The sequence below is a fragment of the Martinezella sp. CNPSo 3732 genome (assembly GCF_057784515.1).
Map to the genome: position 1 here is coordinate 808,300 of NZ_JBXSOO010000001.1, position 15,944 is coordinate 824,243.

10 protein-coding genes are annotated in these 15,944 nt (G+C 56.9%); 5 read left to right on the forward strand and 5 right to left on the reverse strand.

What is annotated here, in order from left to right:
• Nucleotides 1–9: 9 nt before the first annotated feature.
• Nucleotides 10–1,974: a glycosyltransferase family 2 protein gene (locus tag AC13RM_RS03670; protein WP_488554574.1), complete on the reverse strand. Its 1,965-nt coding sequence runs from the start codon at nt 1,972–1,974 to the stop codon at nt 10–12.
• A 70-nt stretch (nt 1,975–2,044) separates the two neighbouring features.
• On the reverse strand, nt 2,045–3,373 hold the full coding sequence (locus AC13RM_RS03675; protein ID WP_488554575.1) for an HlyD family secretion protein: 1,329 nt from the start codon (nt 3,371–3,373) through the stop codon (nt 2,045–2,047).
• 759 nt (nt 3,374–4,132) lie between these two features.
• Here AC13RM_RS03675 and AC13RM_RS03680 point away from each other — a divergent pair.
• Together AC13RM_RS03680 and AC13RM_RS03685 are read left to right on the forward strand one after the other, a co-directional pair.
• Nucleotides 4,133–5,920, forward strand: a complete 1,788-nt coding sequence (locus AC13RM_RS03680) for a methyl-accepting chemotaxis protein (protein WP_488554576.1) — start codon at nt 4,133–4,135, stop codon at nt 5,918–5,920.
• Between the two features lie 164 nt (nt 5,921–6,084).
• Nucleotides 6,085–6,855 carry an SDR family NAD(P)-dependent oxidoreductase gene (locus AC13RM_RS03685; RefSeq protein WP_488554577.1) on the forward strand — a complete coding sequence of 257 codons (771 nt, stop codon included), beginning with the start codon at nt 6,085–6,087 and terminating at the stop codon, nt 6,853–6,855.
• A 215-nt stretch (nt 6,856–7,070) separates the two neighbouring features.
• Here the strand turns inward: AC13RM_RS03685 and AC13RM_RS03690 are convergent, their stop codons facing one another.
• Nucleotides 7,071–9,002, reverse strand: coding sequence for a methyl-accepting chemotaxis protein (locus tag AC13RM_RS03690; RefSeq protein WP_374820909.1), 1,932 nt, complete (start codon nt 9,000–9,002; stop codon nt 7,071–7,073).
• A 277-nt stretch (nt 9,003–9,279) separates the two neighbouring features.
• Entirely contained in the window at nt 9,280–9,465 is a 186-nt protein-coding gene (locus AC13RM_RS03695) for a hypothetical protein (RefSeq protein ID WP_374820912.1), read from the reverse strand.
• A 228-nt stretch (nt 9,466–9,693) separates the two neighbouring features.
• On the opposite strand from AC13RM_RS03695, the gene AC13RM_RS03700 reads away from it, so the two are divergent.
• A complete protein-coding gene (locus AC13RM_RS03700) occupies nt 9,694–11,868 on the forward strand; it encodes a CHASE2 domain-containing protein (RefSeq protein WP_374820914.1) in 2,175 nt (724 codons plus the stop codon).
• Nucleotides 11,869–12,004: 136 nt separating this feature from the next.
• Here the strand turns inward: AC13RM_RS03700 and AC13RM_RS03705 are convergent, their stop codons facing one another.
• Nucleotides 12,005–13,045, reverse strand: a complete 1,041-nt coding sequence (locus AC13RM_RS03705; RefSeq protein ID WP_374821238.1) for a FecR family protein — start codon at nt 13,043–13,045, stop codon at nt 12,005–12,007.
• A gap of 688 nt (nt 13,046–13,733) precedes the next feature.
• Between AC13RM_RS03705 and AC13RM_RS03710 the strand changes: the two genes are divergently transcribed.
• Together AC13RM_RS03710 and AC13RM_RS03715 are read left to right on the forward strand one after the other, a co-directional pair.
• Nucleotides 13,734–15,158, forward strand: a complete 1,425-nt coding sequence (locus AC13RM_RS03710) for a hypothetical protein (protein ID WP_374820917.1) — start codon at nt 13,734–13,736, stop codon at nt 15,156–15,158.
• Nucleotides 15,159–15,377: 219 nt separating this feature from the next.
• The gene (locus AC13RM_RS03715; protein ID WP_374820920.1) at nt 15,378–15,857 is read left to right on the forward strand and encodes a hypothetical protein; all 480 of its coding nucleotides are present in this window, start codon (nt 15,378–15,380) and stop codon (nt 15,855–15,857) included.
• The last annotated feature ends 87 nt before the right edge of the window (nt 15,858–15,944 follow it).

The following is a 15,944-nucleotide window of genomic DNA, read 5'->3' on the forward strand; positions in this document are numbered from 1 at the left end:
GCCCGCCCATCAGGAGAAGGCACGCGTCAAGAGCATGTGCATTGATTTGCGCAAATCGCCCCGTTCCGCGACGTTGTCGGGCGCGCTCCTGAAAAGCAGCCGCAGGATGGCATTGTGTTGCTCCGGCGTCGGCATAAGGCAGAAGGCCGTCGACGATGGCGCCGCTCTGGCCGGGGAGGAAATCCAGCCGATTTCCGGGATGAACACCGCCTCGTCCTTCGCACCGGCCGGGCCGTGCTCCGCCAGCGTCGCGCCTTCCGTGGACAGGGCTGTTATCGTCACATCGCCGATGTGTCCATTGGCGCGGTGCCGCCCGCGAAGCCGGACTTCGATCGGCTCCTCCTGTCCGAAGCGCGGCAGCTCAATGCAGCAAAGCAGGCTCGTGAACGCAATGATCATCGCCACCGACGACCAGACCAGATTGAGGCATTCGCGTGCGGAAAATTCGACGGGCGCATCCCAGCCATAGACAACCCTGACGACAGACAGGCCCGACAAGGCCGCTACAAAGCCGAAAAACAGCGCCGTTGGGCGGTGAACGCGGATCGCGGACCGGTCCCCTCCCTTCTCCGTCACTTTGAAAGGGCGGCCAAAGGGTTTGCGGATCGCCTGGAACAGGGTGATCGTGATCGGCACGGCCGTCAAGGCATGGGTGACCTCGGTGAAGAGCGGCAGCGTGCGCCTTTCGGAGATCCACGTCGAATAGGTCCAGAACAGGAAGAGCGAGCTGAGGCCGTATTTCATGAAAAGCAGTTCGTCAGCCTGCAACGCCGGAACTCCGGTCAGCCAATAGACGGACGGCGCCAGCAAAAGGCAAAGGATGAAAGGCTTCGACAGCCAGCAGAACAGCCCGTGCAAATAATGCAGACGCTGGATGAGCGTGAAATTGCCGCGCCAGAGCGGTCCATCGTGCAAGAGGCCGATCTGAATGGTGCCGAGACACCAGCGAGTTCTCTGCGTAATATATTCGGGAACGCCTTCGGCCGACAAGCCGACGCTCAGCTTCTCATTCAGCCAACGTGTCACGTAGCCCCGCTCCATCAGGCGATAGGTGAGCAGCATATCCTCGGACAGTGCATCATGCGGAAAGCCGCCGATCTCATTGACGGCGGCGCGGCGTACCACGAAGCTGGTACCGACGCAGAACGCGCATCCAACGGCATCCTTGGCCGGCTGGAACGTGTCGAAGAAGACGCGCTGGTCATCGACGAAGGAGCGCCGGATGCCGAGATTGTGCTGGATCGGATCGCTGTTGAAATAAAATTGCGGCGTCTGCACGACGGCGACCTTCCCATCCTTGAAGAGACCGATGACGCGATTGAGGAAATTTGCCTGAGGGGCGAAATCCGCATCGAGAACCATGATGAAATCGGAAATCTCGGCGAGCGCGTTCGTATGGTTCAAGGCATTGTTCAGATTGCCGGCCTTGGCATGCTTGTTATCCGGGCGCGTCAGGTAATTCACGCCGACGCGTACGCAATAGTCTCGCACTTCCGGGCGACGGGTGTCGTCGCAGACGAAAATCCGAAGCCTGCGGTAGTTCATCGCCTGGGCAGATATGACCGATTTTTCCAGGACATTCAGCGGCTCGTTGTAAGTGCAGATGAACACGTCGACGGAAGGAATGTCCGCCGTGGCCGCCAGTTCTTTTTCACCGCGATCGGCCTCCTTCGTCCAGTCGCTCGTTCTCAGAAGGATCAGGATCGAACCGATGGCGTAAAGCACCGACACCCCCTCGAAGAGGAAGTAAACATAATTCCAGAGCACTTCGGCAGAAAGCTCGAAAGGCGGAAGCGTGTCGAGGGCGCGCCACGAAAGGTAGAGCCCGAGCGACAAGAGCATGAGCAGACTGAATGCAGCCCGCTCGAACGGTCTCTTCGGGTTCGCGAGCATTGCGAACAGCATCGCGCAAGCGGCGATGACAAGATCGAAGGTCAGAACGCTGAATAAATCGTCGTCGGAATCAAAGAACACGATCTGTTTCTCCCTGGCTTCAGCCTGGATACGATCCGTCGCGGGCTGCCGGGTGCCGCGGCGGCTTACGTCAGCTTTTCACCGGCGCAGCTTTCATTCGCTCGTTGAAGAGCTCGACGGCATGCGCCTCGGCACGCCGAGGCTGGGGATAGAGGATCCTCCAGCTGACGCGCATGTCCCGAGGGCCCTTTGCAACGCGCTCCTCCAGATTGAGCACGCCGAACCGTTCGGCCGACCGCCGGACGAGACCGGTCAGTTCCGTTTTGGCGGTGGGCCATTGCGCGGCGGATGCCTGGGCTATGCCAATGAGCGAGGTCGATGCCTCGCGTATATAATGCTGCGTTTTTTGAAGCCATTCCTGCGGCATCGTCACGTCGACCCACGTGCCGACGGAGCAGAACCGGCTGTCTCGCAAATCTGCCTGGCCGGGCTCTGTCAGCCGGATGTACGCATAAAGCTCGCGACGCTCCGTCGGCGGGAAAGGAACGGCGTAATCGAGATCCACCCTGTCGGTCGTACGAGGAACCAGCCGCTCAACGACGCCGCTTGCCGCTTGCGCCCAACCTTCGGCATTGACATCAACCTTCGATCCCACGGCGAGGGCTTGCGCCTGCCGCTCGGAAAAGATTGCGACGACAAATGCGTCTCGGCAGTCGAGCGTTTCAGCAAGCGTGTCGCCGGCCGTGACTTCGCGTCCGGATGCAGCCACCGGCTTGTAAAGCTGGCTCGTCGAGGGAACATGCAAATCGGCCCGCGCCAGCCTGTCGACCCGCAACGCCTCCGTCGTCACGAGCGAGCCGAGCTCGGTCTCCTTCGAGCGCATCGTCGCAATCAGCAACTTGATCTGCAGAAGGTCGGCCTTGCGCGTGCGTATTTCCTGCTGGAGATTTTGCAGCGACTGCAGGTCGGCGCCGACATAGACACCCTGGCGGGCAAAATCAAGTTCCGAGGCGAGCTTGGCAACGGCGAGCTTGGCGGCTTCCAGCTTGGTGTCCTCCAGACGAACCATATCGGCGACCTCGCCTTCGCTGCCGGCGGCAATACCCCGAGCCATGAGCCTGAGTTTACGGGCCGCCTCGGCTTTCGCGATGCGGGACGAATAGGTCACCATCTCCAGAGCCGCCTCGGCGGCCTTGAGATCAGCAGTGATCCTGACGAGGAGTGCCGCCTGCTGGCCTGAAAGGTCGTTTTCAAGGTCGCCGATACGCTGGGCATAATCGCCTACGATCGAATTCTTCTGTTCCATCTCGTTGCGCAGCGCGGCAAGCTGAACCTTCAGGCCGATCAAGGTCGAATTGTCGACGCGATCGTTCTCGACCGTTATTTCGCCGGCCACGCCGAGCGACGTCACCTTGCCGCTAATCGGCGTTGTCAGCGGCACTAGCGGTGCGTTGATCACAGCGCGAGTAGAAGTCGACGTGAAGAATGGAGGGAATGCGGATGAGGCAAATACTGTACCCATGATGCCAAGTACAGCGTAAGATGCCAATCTCACCGACGCATCATTATTTCTGTCATCTTTGCTTTTTCGAAAGGGAAACATAGCCATAGATCCTTTGATGAATGCGCTATATTCTTCCTCCCGAAAGAATTCATGGATCGTGGCACGGTTTTTTGTGCGCCGCAATATAGTTAAGATTGTGCTAGCGGCTTGACCCGCAGGTGCCCAATAATTGATCAGCAATCCAAAAGGGCCATCTCCGGATTGGGATCAGCCTCTCAGTCCATCCCACTACAATAGCAGCCGTTATACCCACTATGGCAAAAATCGAAGCCCATCGCGCGCAAGTGAAACATGTGGCTTATTTGTGCATCTTTGGCTTCTCGGACCTCGGCGAAACCGGCCGGGCACAACTTACAAGATCAATTATTTTGCCAAATACTACCATTGTATTATCTGTAGCTTGGAAACTCATCATAAAGGGGTAGATGAAACGCAGCACCGGCACGGATTCCCGCCGCTTCTCCCCACCTTCTGGTGTCGGCGCTATTCCAAAAGGATGATCAGATCCGCGGCGCTCGAACTTCTCGCCCTCCCAGATCACTATAATATAATATTAGCAGATTCAGATTATGGTTAATAGCATTTTAAACAGTTTACAGTAAGTTTTACTACAATTTAACTTCGGATATTCCGAACCAATACAGGAATGATCGAATGGTTATCTTTGATCGTGGCCCAGATGCCATTGCTGTTCTTACCGCATTGTCAAAATCGCAGGCCATGATCGAGTTCGATCTTGCCGGCAGGATCCTCACTGCCAATGAACGCTTTTGTCTAGCACTTGGCTATGAACTGGCGGAGATCGCCGGGAAACATCATAGCATGTTCGTCGAGCCAGCTTATGCGGGCTCTCGGGAGTACAAAGCCTTCTGGTCAAAACTTGCGGCCGGCCATTTCGATCAGCAGCAGTATAAGCGCATCGGTAAGGGCGGAAGGGAGGTTTGGATCGAAGCCTCCTATAATCCGGTCTTTCGCCGCGGAAAGCCAGTCAAGGTCGTCAAGATTGCTACCGATATTACGGCAAGCAAGCTGAGGACAGCCGAGGACTCTGGCAAGATCGAGGCCCTATCGCGAGCGCAGGCTATGATAGAATTCACTCCCACCGGCGAGATCCTGACGGCCAACGAAAACTTCCTGTCGGCGCTCGGCTATTCACTGACGGAGATTCAAGGCAAGCATCATTCAATGTTCTGCGAGCCGTCCTACACGGCATCGAGCGCCTATCAAGACTTCTGGAAGAAGCTCGCTGCTGGTGATCTGGTTGCGGACGAATTCATGCGGCTCGGGAAAGGTGGCCGAAAGGTCTACATTCAGGCGTCTTACAACCCCATTTTCGATCTTAACGGCAAGGTTTTCAAAGTGGTCAAGTTCGCGACCGACGTGACCAGCCGCGTTGAAAATGTCAATCAACTGGCCGGATGTTTGACAAATCTCGCCGAGGGCGATCTCTCGCAAGAGATCGAGAAGGCTTTCATTCCTTCGCTGGAGCGGTTGCGAACCGATTTCAACAGTGCCTCCGACAAGCTGAAGCTGGCGATGGCAACGGTCGCGGAGAACGCCTATGCGATTGCCTCCGGATCGAATGAGATACGGGTTGCTGCAGATGATCTTGCCAAGCGCACCGAGCAGCAGGCAGCCTCCATCGAGGAGACCGCTGCCGCCCTTGAGGAGATCACCACGACAGTGAAGAATTCCAGCCAAAGGGCCGAAGAGGCAGGAAGACTTGTTGCGCGAGCAAGAGCCCACGCCGAGCATTCGGGCGGCGTCGTGCGCAACGCCATCGGTGCCATGGATCAGATTGAGGCCTCTTCGCGCGAGATATCCAGCATCATCGGCGTTATCGATGAGATTGCCTTTCAGACCAACCTTTTGGCATTGAATGCGGGAGTAGAAGCCGCGAGGGCCGGAGATGCCGGCAAGGGTTTTGCCGTTGTGGCACAAGAGGTTCGCGAACTCGCTCAACGATCGGCAAAGGCGGCAAAAGAGATCAAGACGTTGATCACGGCATCCGGCGCTCAGGTCGCCAATGGTGTCGCCCTGGTTACCAATGCCGGCGGGGCCCTGCAGGAAATCGCCGCCCAAGTCCAGGAGATCGACACCAACGTCGTGGCCATCGTCGAAGCCGCAAGAGAACAGTCGACCGCTCTCGGCGAGATCAATCAGGCAGTCGATACGGTCGATCAAAGCACGCAGAAAAATGCCGCCATGGTAGAAGAGCAGACGGCGGCCAGTCACAGTCTCGCACGCGAGGCGGCTGCGCTGTTCCAGCTGCTCGGGCAATTCAAATATGGCGAGGCGGTGCGAACCGCCCCGCCGGCCAAGCCGCTCAATCGTGCAGCCCATTCTCCCGTTCAAGACGCTGATCGGCGCGTTCGGCCGCAATTCCAGACACAGGGCTCCGCTGCCTTGGCCGTTGGCAACGATAGCTGGGAGGAGTCTTGACCGACCTCAAGCGCCGCATATCGCATTAAAGGCGTTTGCCGCCGCGGTCGCCACAATATCAATTGGCGGCGTACGGTGTGCCTAACCACCCCGCTCTTCACAATCCTGACTATTGTTCCACATTGGCTGTGAGCATTGTTTGCTAGCTGCCAAAAGAGAGTTTCATGTCCCGCATCTTCATTTCCGGCTCGTCCACCGGCCTCGGCCTTATGGCGGCTGAACGTCTAACCGAGCAAGGCCACCAGGTCGTGCTTCATGCGCGTAATCCGGCTCGCGCCAGCGATGCCCACCGTGCCCTTCCGAAGGCGGAAGCGGTCGTGATCGGCGATCTCGAGACAATCGCCGGCGCAAAAAATGTGGCTGCCGAAGTCAACAAGCTCGGCCGGTTCGACGCGGTGATCCACAATGCTGCCGTCGGCTATCGCGAAGCTCATCGCCTCACCTCCGATGGACTGCCGCATGTCTTCGCCATAAACACGCTGTCGGCCTACATCCTGACCGCACTTGTCGAACCACCGAAACGACTGGTCTACCTGTCTTCCGGCATGCACCATCATGCGGATGCCAATCTCGATGATATTCTTTGGAGACAGCGCCGGTGGAACGGATCGGAGGCCTATGCCGAAAGCAAGCTGCATGATGCGATGCTTGCGTTCGCGATCGCGCGGCGTTGGAAGGACGCATTCTCGAATTCGTTGGAGCCCGGCTGGGTTCCGACCAAGATGGGCGGCCCCGGCGCACCCAACGACATGGCACAGGCCCATCTGACCCAAGCCTGGTTGGCAGCCGGCGACGATCCGAGAGCAGATGTCACGGGAGAATACTTCTATCATCTGAAGCGCCGAACCGCGAATCCGCAGGCGCATGATTCAGCGCTTCAAGACCGCCTCATCGCCATTTGCGAGAAGATCTCAGGCGTCACTTTCCCAAAATGATCATCGGCGGTCGATCTTTTAGATCTTTACCAGAGATCCAGTCAGCTCGCACGCCGCGCCTCATTGCGGGAGAGACCGCCGCATCTTCATCGCCAACATTAGGGCCGCGGATGTACATGGCGTTGCGCGACATGCCTTAGCTGAGGTTTCGGTTTGCTGTCACATGACAAAGGGTACGAACAAACGCCCCTCTGCCGCCAAGCCCCATGGAGCGCTCAGAACTCCTTCCACTCGGAAGCGGCTCTGCCGCCAGCGGCGACCGCTCTGCGCGCCATTTGCGCAACCGGCTCTGCGGATGAAGCGCGACGCGACGGCTCTGCCATGGCGCGCGCCGTCTGCCGCAAGATCGCAGAACTGGCAGAGGCCGCGGCCTCGAGGCGGAATTGAGATACGAGTTCACTTAGCTTGCTGGCCTCAGCGGCAAGTGCCGCCGAGGCTGCCGTCGACTGCTCGACCATCGCCGCATTCTGCTGCGTCGTCTGATCCATCGTATTGACCGCCGCATTGACCTCGGCAAGGCCAGTCGACTGCTCCTTGGCGGATGCGGCGATGGCGTTCATGTGCTGGTTTATGCCGGAGATGCGCTCACCGATTTCCTTCAACGCGACACCCGTTTCACGCACGAGCTTCACTCCACCATCGACCTCGGCCGAAGAAGCATTGATCAGCACCTTGATCTCTTTTGCCGCCGCAGCGGAGCGCTGCGCCAATTCCCGCACTTCCTGTGCGACGACTGCAAAACCCTTGCCGGCATCTCCGGCACGCGCCGCTTCCACACCGGCATTGAGCGCCAATAGGTTGGTCTGGAAGGCAATGTCATCGATCACGCCGATGATGTTGGAAATCTGCTGGGAAGAACTCTCTATTCGCTGCATGGCTTCCTCGGCCCTGCTAACGACATCAGCCGACCGGGTAGCGCTATGATCGGCGGCGGTCGCTGCCGCCCGCGCCTCTTCCGTCCGCTTGCTCGAATTGCTTACATTGACCGTAATCTGATCGAGAGCGGCGGCGGTCTCTTCAAGCGATGCTGCCTGCTGCTCCGTTCGGCGGGAAAGATCGTTGGCTCCGGAGGAGATCTCCTGCGTGCCGCTGTCGATCGATACAATGCTCTCGGCAATCGCGCGCAATGTGCTGCTCAATTGCTGCAGCGAGGTATTGAAATCATGCCGAAGAGCTTCGAAATCGGAGGCAAATGGCTCATCAAGCTGGAAGGAAAGATCGCCCGATGCCAATCTCTTGAGCCCCATGGCAAGACCGGAAGTTGCGACCCGAAGACGCTCCGCGGCATCGGCTTCCGCCTGCTGCTGGGTAGCGATCCTGTCGGCTTCCGCCTGCTGACGGTCCCTTGCGGCATCCGCTTCGAGCTGGTTATTTGCGATCGCTGCCTTTCGGAATACTTCGACGGCTTGTGCCATCGTCCCTACTTCGTCCCTTCGGCCGATGCCCGCACAAGCGATATTGGTCTCGCCGCCCGCGAGCTTGGCCATATCCGCGCAAAGCGCCAGGATGGGTTTGCACACGGTCCTGCGGAACAATACGAAGAGCATGATGGAGAACAGCGCTGTCAGCCCCAGAAGCCCCTGCATGAAGTCGCGAATGGAATTTGCTGTGCGGGTACTCTCCGCCGAGATCGATTCCGATACCTTTTGTATCTGATCGCCCGCTTCTTCCATGGCAGCCTCCAAGGTGGAAAACTGCTTCATGAAATCGGGCAATGCCTTCAAGGCGCCGGCTGGATTCTTCTCCGCCGTCGCCACCATTTTGGTTGCGTTGTCGATATAGGCCAGCAACGGAGATTCGACGCCGGCAAGCACCTTTTGGGTTTCCGGATCCGCCGCGAGCGCCTTGTTGGCCTTAATCATCTCGCGAAACGAGGTGACATGTTCCGAAAGATCCGAGTTGACCGTTTCAAAGCGGATGCCGGATGCGGGATCGGAAGCAAGCAATGCAGCCAGAACATCCGCTCTTAAAGCATCATGCATCATATCCGCCTGCATATGATTACGCAGAATCTGAGCAGATCCTGCTATTTTCTCGGCATTCTGCGTCAGGGTCGAGGCAGACCATATGCCCACACCAGTTGCGCCGCCCGCAATCACGAATATTGCAACGCTTGCAAGGATGATTTTCTGCTGGATCGATGCCATGAAACATATCCCAATATTTCCTCAAGAAAAGGATGTGGGATCGTCGTTAATTATCCGTCAAAATATGTCAATCTCTGGAAATTTACGCGCAAATCATCAAAATACAACTAATATGATAGTACCTATCTTGGTACATACCGCTAAGCGTTGATCTTTGACGTCGATGAGAAAATATACATTAAGACAGATCTGATAAGTAATACTATATCGTCCATGAGATCACCTGAAGAGAATCGAACTCAACTCCGGCCCAGCAGAAATTGAGGAAGAATCCGACTCAATGCCAAACGACAGCCGCCAAAGCCTTTAGGCTCTTATGTTGCTGGTCAGTGATGCCGATTGCCAATCGGCTCATCCAAGATGCCCTCTGAACTGAGAAACCCAGAGTGGCACATATGTGGCCACCGTTACAAACATCTCGTGAGCCCGAATAGCTATGTTCGATTCCCGGGAGTGGGCTCATTCCTGGCTGAAACGCTGTATTTCACGAAGTCTTCGCCAACCTCCGGCATAGCCTCGGCTACCGCCGTGCAAAAATTCTGTTCTCTATCGCTTCGATATTTTGATCGTTGCATCGCGCACGGGAACAAGGCAGCGTATTCTTCCTTGGTGCAGCAGACCGATAGATTTTTGTATTTCTTCGAACCGTCACTTATTGCCGGGGATGGAGGGCAAAGGGGCTGAGACCATAATGGTGACGCGTGCGCAGCAAATTGGCGTCGTTATCGGTCTGACCTTCGTCACGGCATTGACGACCCTGCGGGCAAGCGATCCTCCATTGCTAAGGCTCGCCCGCGATTTGACATTCGACCAATATCAACGCCTGGTGCCCCGGCCGTTCGAAAACCAGCCTGTCCGGGTCGTCGACATAGACGAGGCGTCGCTGCGGGAGTTCGGTCAATGGCCCTGGCCAAGAAACCGGATTGCCGCGCTTGTCGACAGGCTTTCCGATCTGGGCGCGGCCGCCATCGCTTTCGATATCCTCTTCGCCGAGCCGGACCGACTGTCGCCGCGCAACGTCGTTCGCGATATCATTGGCATTGATCCGTCACTGCTTGGCAAACTACCGGATAACGATCAGATTTTTTCCCGATCGCTGTCGGGAAGGCCTGTGGTTCTGGGCTTCGGCCTCTCCAACGAGGGAAATTATCTGCCGCCGGTCAAGGCGGGGTTTGCCTATACCGGCGAAGATCCCTACGGCGCGCCGCCGACGATCAAGGCCGCCACGCCACTCCTGCCGCAATTGGAAACCAATGCTGCGGGGCTCGGCCATATCAGCCTCAATCCGGGCGCCTCATCGGCGGTGGTGCGCGCGGTTCCGCTTTTTCTCAGCGACGGCAAGCAGCTTTATCCCAATCTCGCGCTTGAGGCGCTTCGCGTCGCACAGGGAGCCTCCACCTACGTGCTTGACGCTGCGCCGCATACACCCAATACACTCACCCGGGTCAAGATCGGCAATTTCGTCGTGCCGGTAACGGCAGCGGGCGAGCTTTGGCTCTATGTCAGCCGCGATACCGCGGAGCGATATATTTCGGCAAGCAAGATACTCGGGACCGAAGGCGCCTCCGCCGATATCAGAACCGCCATCGAAGGCAGTATCGTTTTCGTCGGAACCTCCGCTTCCGGCCTCCAGGATGTCCGCACGACGGCCCTTGACGAGAATGTGCCGGGTGTTTCCATCCACGCGCAGATCGTCGAGCAGATCCTTTCAGGCCGCTTCCTGTCCCGGCCGGACTGGGCAGATGGACTGGAAATCCTGTCCATCGCCGTCCTGGGCAGTCTTCTGGTGATCGTCACCACCTTCGTCAATCCGGCCGCAGCCCTCGCCTGCGGCCTGCTGATTACCTTTTTTGCCCTTGTGGCCTCATGGGCTGCCTTTCTTTATGGGGGGCTTCTCTTCGACCCACTGGCACCGATCGTCTCGGGATCGATCACGCACTTCGCTGCAACGGCATTCCGCTTTCTCGTGACGGATCGGGAGCGGCGCGACGTGCGGCGAGCTTTCGGCCACTATCTCTCGCCATCGCTGCTCCATCGCATCGAGCATACGCGCAATGCCCTGCGCCTCGGGGGAGATGAACGCGAGCTGACGGTCATGTTCGTCGACGTGCGAAACTTTACCCAGATCAGCGAGGAGATGAACCCGAGCGCCGTCGTCGCGTTTTTGAACACGCTGCTCGATGCGCTCAGCCACCATGTCATCGCCAATGACGGCACGCTCGACAAGTTCATCGGAGACTCGATCATGGCCTTCTGGAACGCCCCCGTCGATGTCTCCGATCATGCCGGCAAGGCCGTGCGTGCGGCTCTCGGCATGCGGGAAACGCTCGCCCGCCTCAACGACGACGATGCCTTCGGTTTCGGAGACGCGCGGCGGGTCGGAATAGGGATCGGCATCCATACGGGGCTTGCATGTGTCGGCAATATGGGGGCTGAGACGCGTTTCAATTACACGGCAGTCGGCGATGCCGTGAACATTGCCGCGCGTATCGAATCCGCCTGCAAGGACGTCAATTTCGACATTCTCGTATCCGAACCGACGGCAGCCTTGTTGTCCGATTGCGCTCTGCTCGAAGCGGGAGCGCTGACGCTGAAGGGTAAGAGTATGCGAACCAAACTCTTTGCGGTGGTCGGCGATGAAAGCGTGGCAAGATCCGCCGGATTCGTCGAACTGCAGGCTACGCACAGGCAGCTTGTCAATGCTCTTCGGGTACGCTCGACAGGCAGCCGCAAACTCATCAGCACCGCCAAACTTAAGGCGCAAGCCGCGGCAACAGGACTATTGCAGGATTTTTACAGCCAGATTTCGCGACGGGGCGGACACTTCGTCGACGAGACCGCGGAGGACAAGGCAGCCGACATCTAGAGCAGTTCCAGCAAAAGTGCCGAGCGGTTTTTGCATCCGGAACTGCGTAAAAACAAGAAGATAGAGCGTTTTCGCGATTCGAAGAAAGCGGAAATCGTCTATCTGGTTTGAAAGCCATCCTGCGCAACTCACGGCGCTATCGCTGGTGATGCCCACCACCGTGACCGCCATGGTTGCCGCCATCGCCTTGGCTATCCCCGTCATCTCCTTGATGATCACCCCATCCGTGATCGCCTCTGCCATGATTGTCGTGATGTTCATGGCGATCGTGATGCTCGCTTTCGTCGCCATCATGCTCGTGCGGTTTGCCTGATTTGTCGGGCGCGCTTGGCGGATTCGAGACATCCGGCGTACTGGGAGTTTCGTGTGGTGCGGCAGGCGCATCGGCGTGTGGTGATTGCTGGGGACTGGGTGTGCTCGGCGTATCGTGCGGTGCCGGTGCAGGATTATTCGCGGGAGCGCTGCGGGGAGAGATCCCGTTCGGCTGGCTCCTCGTCGCCATCGACAGACCACAACCACCGCCACCGACAAAACCCATTCGCCCTGAAAGTTGCTGATCCCCCGACAGAAACGGCAGAGCCCGCTGGTTGCCCAGCGTCTTGAGAACGTCGCGATTGACCCGGCGAGGTTCGCTGATCTGACCGTTGCGCTTCGCAACGACGCAATCACATTGCTGTTTCAGCTGCCTGCAGCCACCCGCGCCGCAGAATTGCGCGGCGCCGTTCAACAGAACGACCGCAGTCGTGCTGTTGGCTCCGACATAAAAATCAAACGCGGTTCCGCGCACGCCGATCGTTCCGGCCGGCGTCACGATCTGATAGGCTGAGTGGTTCGAATTTCCGCTCATCCAACGAAAGCTGCCCTTTGCCGCATTTATGGTCAGCTTTTTCACTGCGCCCGAGTCATCGAACACGAATTTGTCAATGGTAACGGACGATCCGGCTCCGACGGCCAATCTCGTGCCGTCGCGAAATGTGAACTGTCCGAGGCCGGAAATCGAGGTGCGAATTTGCTCATCCCGATGAACGGGATCATCGACCGCCAGCGCACCGCCAGCACCCGTAACTTCGGTTTTAATCAGCACCGCCTGGCCGACCTGCTCGGCGGCTTTCAAAGACAATGGTGCGAGCAGCATGGCGCTCAACACAACGGTCATGGCGTGACGGAGATAAAACACCGCGCCCTCCCCAAGCTTATCCATGTTTTATCACAATATATTTTTGAATACAAATTACAATTTCTGATTATAATAATGTATATTATGCTACTACTGGATTAACATTCGATGAAATACGCGTGTATTTTGGCGACGATTTTCTTTATATTTCTTCTGAAAATGGAACTTATAAAAATAATTACAATGATATGACCTACAGGATCTTTTCCAAAACACTCGAAAAAGAGCGGCTATTCAGGGTTGCCGAGCTCGAAGGATTTGAGGCAGGCTCATTGCCGACGCAACATGCATCACACGATTTACAGTCCGTTCGGAGTTGTTGAGAAACAACGCGAGCAACCACAACGTTGATTTCCGCTTGGCTTAGGACCCAATGATTGGATGTGCAGACGACATCATCAAGCGCATGGTCTCAAACATATTCGCTCTGACACACAGGAGGAGTTCGTCGTCAAGACGGTCTAAGATTGTCGGAACGTGACGATTGGTGAAATGGTCGACGCCTGGAAGAGGTTCATGCCCTCCAGACGACGTCAATCGCTTCAGACCGGGTTTATTAGCCGTCCAACACTCTGAAGAGGATCGAATGCCAACTGATCTACCGCTTAAGGGGGAATTGATCGGCTAACCTCTTGGACCCAGTATCCGGCTAGGTTGTGCCCAAAGCATCGGAGGAGCGACGATGCCAATGGATAAGTTACCCATCGACAATCTGCAAGATCGGATCGATGCGGACATTCGTGAGCGCATCAAGGAGCACCAAAAGACAATCGCACGAATTTCCGCCGGAAGACAGGCTGCTGCGCGACTATCCGCGAAGGCGATAGCACCGCCCTTCGTCATGATGTCCGTGGGAGATTCCTGGTTCGACTATCCGCTATTGAACAACGGTCCCGCCTTCCAACAAACCGACGTAATTTTCCAACTTCAAACCTATGGGACGCATCCGGTAACAGTGTTGAACCTTGCCCACTGGGGCGATGCGTCCACCGATATGATGTCAGGGCCGAAGCAAGAAAGAATGATTGCTCAACTTAGGGACGGGGCCAACTGGATCGGAGGCAAGCCGCATGGCATCTTAGTGTCGGCCGGCGGAAACGACGTCGTTGGCAGATTTGGAATGTTCCTCGAATTCAACAACGGTAAGAATTCCGGTCTGAATAATGATCGATTTGCGAAGGCCCTCGGCATTGTGAAGGAATCGTACCTGTCGCTCTTCGAACTTAGAGACAGGTACGCTCCGGGAGTCCCGATATTCGGTCACGATTACGATTTTCCGATTCCAAGCTATGTGCATCCCTTGTGTGCCGGGCCATGGCTGAAACCCGCTCTCGATCTCAATAACTGGTCGCAAATCGATGGAGAGCGTATAGCTAAGGATGCTCTACAGCGATTTCGAAAAATGCTCCTAAGCCTTGAGGCAGTCGAAGGAAACAACTATCACCTCATCAATACACAAGGGACGCTTACCAGAGACGAGTGGGCAAACGAACTCCATCCGGTATACCTCGGTTTCCGCAAGGTAACCAAAATCTTCTATCAAAAACTCAAAAACTATGCGGATTCGGGATCAAAGCGGGCCGACCGGCATGTTGGGAATTTTCGGAAAGAATTCCAACCTTACGACGTCGTAATTGCGGAAGAAGCGGCATCGGTCGAGGGGGCAAGCCCCTCTAACGACAAAAGCCACATCCCAGAACTGATCGAGAATGGAAAATCTCCGCAGGGACTTGCGAAAGCGTGGAAGACCGCTTCGAAAGCCCTCCCGGAATTTCCACACAACGGATGCGCCGCGCACCTAAGCGCACTCCTTCAAGAGTCCGGAATCGACATTCCGATGACCGTCGGAGCAGGCAATCTGGCGCGACTGCTCGAAAGGCGAGGCTGGCAGCGCATTGAGGTTCGCTCCCAGCAAGCCGGCGACGTCGGAGTAACTTACGATCTGGATCCAGACCCTCCCGGACCCGACCATGTTTACTTAGTCGTCGAGCGGCTGGATGAGGACGACATGCTGATAGCGGACAACCAGAGGCATTCGGATGAACCACACCACCGGTCCGCAACCGGGAAACATGGCAAGACTCCAACCGAATTCTTCTTGCGCGCGACCTGAATTAGCCATGCCATTCTTAGCGATTTCGATTTCATTCTTGGGTAGCTTTTTGGCTCCGCACCAAATTGCACTATAAGCGTTCCCGGGCCGGCTGCTGCGTCAGTGCCGATGAAGATCTCGTGTCATTCCGGAACGACGCCCTTGAGACGGCATGATATCTATTGACCTCCGATCGGTGTTCGTGACTTCCTCTGGCGCGAGACACATCAGAGGGCTGCCATGTATCGCTTCTCCACCATCTTCGCCGCATGTGTATTTGCTACATCTGTTGTTGCCGCGGACTTCAAACCGTATGAAAACGGCAGCTTCGGGTACGTGATCGACCTTCCAGCAGACTTCAAAACGATTCAGACGCCCGACAACGGCGACGGGATCGGTCTTGAGAGCGCGGACGGAACGGCGAAGCTGTCGGTCTGGGGCAACTATCTGACGGAAGGCGGCTTCAGCCAGGAGAGTGACCTTCGGAAGAAGTTCGAGACCGAGGACGGCTGGAAGTTCACCTACGAGAAGCGCGGTGCCTCATGGGCGAGCTTTTCGGGAACCAAGGGCGACCGGATCATCTACATGCGGCAGATCGCGCTCTGCGATGACGCAATGGGAAACTTCACACTCGAGTACCCCGCCACGCAGCGGAAGCGGTTCGGACCGGTGATTGACAGGATGGCGAAGACGCTTAAGGCACCAAAGCACTGCGACTGAGAGCCGCTGACTGTATCACCAAAGGGCGTGCCGCATTCCGCTCCAGAATGCCGGCAAGTTCGTTGTCACCAGCCCAGAATGTCCTTT